This window comes from Synechococcus sp. H55.11 (assembly GCF_047462475.1).
Taxonomy (GTDB): Bacteria; Cyanobacteriota; Cyanobacteriia; order Thermostichales; family Thermostichaceae; genus Thermostichus.
Genome location: NZ_JANSJI010000027.1, coordinates 1 through 2,701 on the forward strand (window position 1 = coordinate 1; position 2,701 = coordinate 2,701).

Consider the following 2,701-nt stretch of genomic DNA (forward strand, 5'->3'; position numbering starts at 1 on the left):
CTCAGGGAGAGGGGCTGGGGGTGAGGGGATCCCTCAGGGAGAGGGGCTGGGGGTGAGGGGATCCCTCAGGGAGAGGGGCCGGGGGTGAGGGGGTTCATGGATGGGCTCAAGCAGGGATCCTTGTATGTAGCAGCATCTGTGACCCCCCCTGCGGCCTAAACCTCAACCAGAGAGGATAACCCCGCTGCAATCTTAAGAACCCCTCTACTGAGCGCCGAGAGCCGCCAACAAGTCATCCGCCAACAACACCGCCGTATAGGCCAAGGCTTGCCGTTGCTCAGGAGACAAATCGCCAACGGGGGTCTGGGGATTGCTCAGGATACCCTGTAACACCTTGCTGGCTATGTATTCGCGCTTAGAAACCCCTGGGCTAGAGATGGTGGGGTTATCCAGAGAGAACTTCTGATGGTGCTCGAAGGGGAAAGCATATTCAGGGGCAACCGGCATCGCTCGACTCCAGATCGGGTCTCTACACTGTGCTTTGCCTATTTTCCCATCCTCTCTCGTCGGGAACTTCAAAAAAGCGGGGCCTCAAAAAAGACAGAACGGGTTATCGTATCAGACAGATCCCTGTGTGGGGAAAGGATCCGGGCTGCTCTCCCTTGGAAAGATTGCTATGCATTTGAGCGATTCTTTTCGACGCACCAAAATTGTCGCCACCATCGGCCCTGCCAGCTCAAATCCGGCCATTCTCAGGGAGATGATCCTGCAAGGGGCAACCACCCTTCGCCTCAACTTTTCCCATGGGGATCACGAGCTACACCGCCGCAGCATTCGCCTCATCCGCCAAACCGCGATGGATCTGGGCATCCAGGTCGCTATTTTGCAAGACCTGCAGGGGCCGAAAATCCGCTTGGGCAAGTTCGCCGAAGGCTCCATCACCCTCAAAGCCGGGGATCCCTTTGTGTTGACCAGCAAGCCTGTCTTGGGATCCCAAGAGCGCAGTTGGGTCACCTACGACAAGCTGGCCCAAGAAGTGCCCGAAGGAGCGACGATCCTCATCGATGACGGTCGAGTGGAGATGCGGGTGGAAGCCGTGGATCCTGCGGCGGGAGAACTCTTCTGCCGCACCATTGTCGGGGGGACTCTCTCCAACAGCAAAGGGGTCAACTTTCCCGGCGTGCGCCTGAGCATCCGCGCCGTGACCCAAAAGGACAAAGAAGATCTCTACTTCGGCCTCAACCAAGGCGTGGATTGGGTGGCCCTCAGTTTTGTGCGGGATCCCTCTGACGTGCTGGAGTTGCGCGAGCTCATCGCCTCGGCCAAGAGGCCTTCTGCGGGCTCAGCCGACAAGCGGGTACCCATCATCGTCAAGATCGAGAAACATGAGGCCATCCAGCAACTGCCCCAGATTTTGGCTCTCAGCGACGGTGTGATGGTGGCGCGGGGCGATCTGGGGGTGGAACTGCCCGCGGAAGAGGTGCCGATCCTACAGAAGCGGGTGATCGCCCTGGCCAACTCTCTGGGGATCCCGGTGATCACTGCCACCCAAATGCTGGACAGCATGGTTCACAGCCCCCGACCTACCCGTGCCGAGATCTCCGATGTGGCCAACGCCATCTTGGATGGTACCGATGCCGTCATGCTCTCCAACGAGACGGCGGTGGGCAAATACCCCGTCGAGGCAGTAGCAACCATGGCCCGCATTGCCGTGCGCACCGAGCGAGATTACTTTGACTTGACCTACGCCGACCGACGGCAACGCATTCGCGCCCTTGCCCTGCAGGAGCTGAGCCAAAACAACGGCAACAGCAATGGCGCCAGTCCTGCTGGAACGCGGCCCAAAACCCTGATCACCGACTCGATCAGCCGCGCCGTGGGGGAGATCGCCCAGGAGCTGGATGCCGTAGCCGTGATGACCCTGACCAAAACGGGGGCCACTGCTCGCAATGTCTCCAAGTTTCGCCCGCGCACTCCCATCCTAGCCGTAACTCCCCACGTGGAAGTAGCACGGCGGCTGCAGTTGGTTTGGGGGGTACATCCGCTGTTGGTGATGGATTTGGCCACAACCCGCCAGACCTTTCAAGCGGCCATTAGCTTGGCCCAGGAAGATGGCTTGCTCAAAGATGGCGACTTGGTGGTGCTCAGCGCAGGAACCCTGCCCGGTGTTGCGGGATCCACCGATCTGATCAAGGTCGATGTGGTGAAAGCGGTGGTGGCCCAGGGCAAAGGGTTTGGCAAAGGCACCGTCAGCGGCCCGGCCCGCATCTTGAGATCCAGCCTCGATGCCGGCAAAATCACCGCCGGCGACATCTTGGTTGCGCAGTCTACCGACGCCAACTATGTGGAGGCCATCAAACAGGCAGCCGGAGTGATCACCGAAGAAGAGGGAGCTTCCTCCCATGCGGCGGTCATCGGCCTGCGGCTGGGGGTGCCGGTGCTGGTGGGGGTCAAGGATGCCACACGCCTCATCCGGGATGGATCCATCGTCACTCTGGACGCAGAAAAAGGCATCGTGACTTCGGGAGCAGATGGCCTGGGCTTTTGAGGGAGAGCCATCAGTCCCGCGCTCTACCCGAAAGTGAGCGTCGGGATCCCTCTGGCGGTTCTCAAAAGCAGGCTACGCCATAGCAACGAAACGTTTCTCTACATCGTTATTGCTACGCAACGCCGGCGCCTTCACACCAACAGCGCCGATCGCTATCCCTAACTCCCCTCTCCCTCAGGGAGAGGGGCTGGGGGTGAGGGGATCCCTCAGGGA

General features: G+C 60.0%; 2 protein-coding genes. One reads left to right on the top strand and one right to left on the bottom strand.

Going from position 1 to position 2,701, the window contains the following annotated elements; all coding sequences use genetic code 11:
- Positions 1-204 precede the first annotated feature (204 nt).
- Positions 205-447, bottom strand: a complete 243-nt coding sequence (locus tag NW853_RS01060) for a hypothetical protein (RefSeq protein WP_414336143.1) — start codon at positions 445-447, stop codon at positions 205-207.
- 169 nt (positions 448-616) lie between these two features.
- On the opposite strand from NW853_RS01060, the gene pyk reads away from it, so the two are divergent.
- Complete coding sequence (pyk, locus tag NW853_RS01065) at positions 617-2,488, top strand: pyruvate kinase (protein ID WP_414336145.1); 1,872 nt, start codon at positions 617-619, stop codon at positions 2,486-2,488.
- Positions 2,489-2,701: the final 213 nt, after the last annotated feature.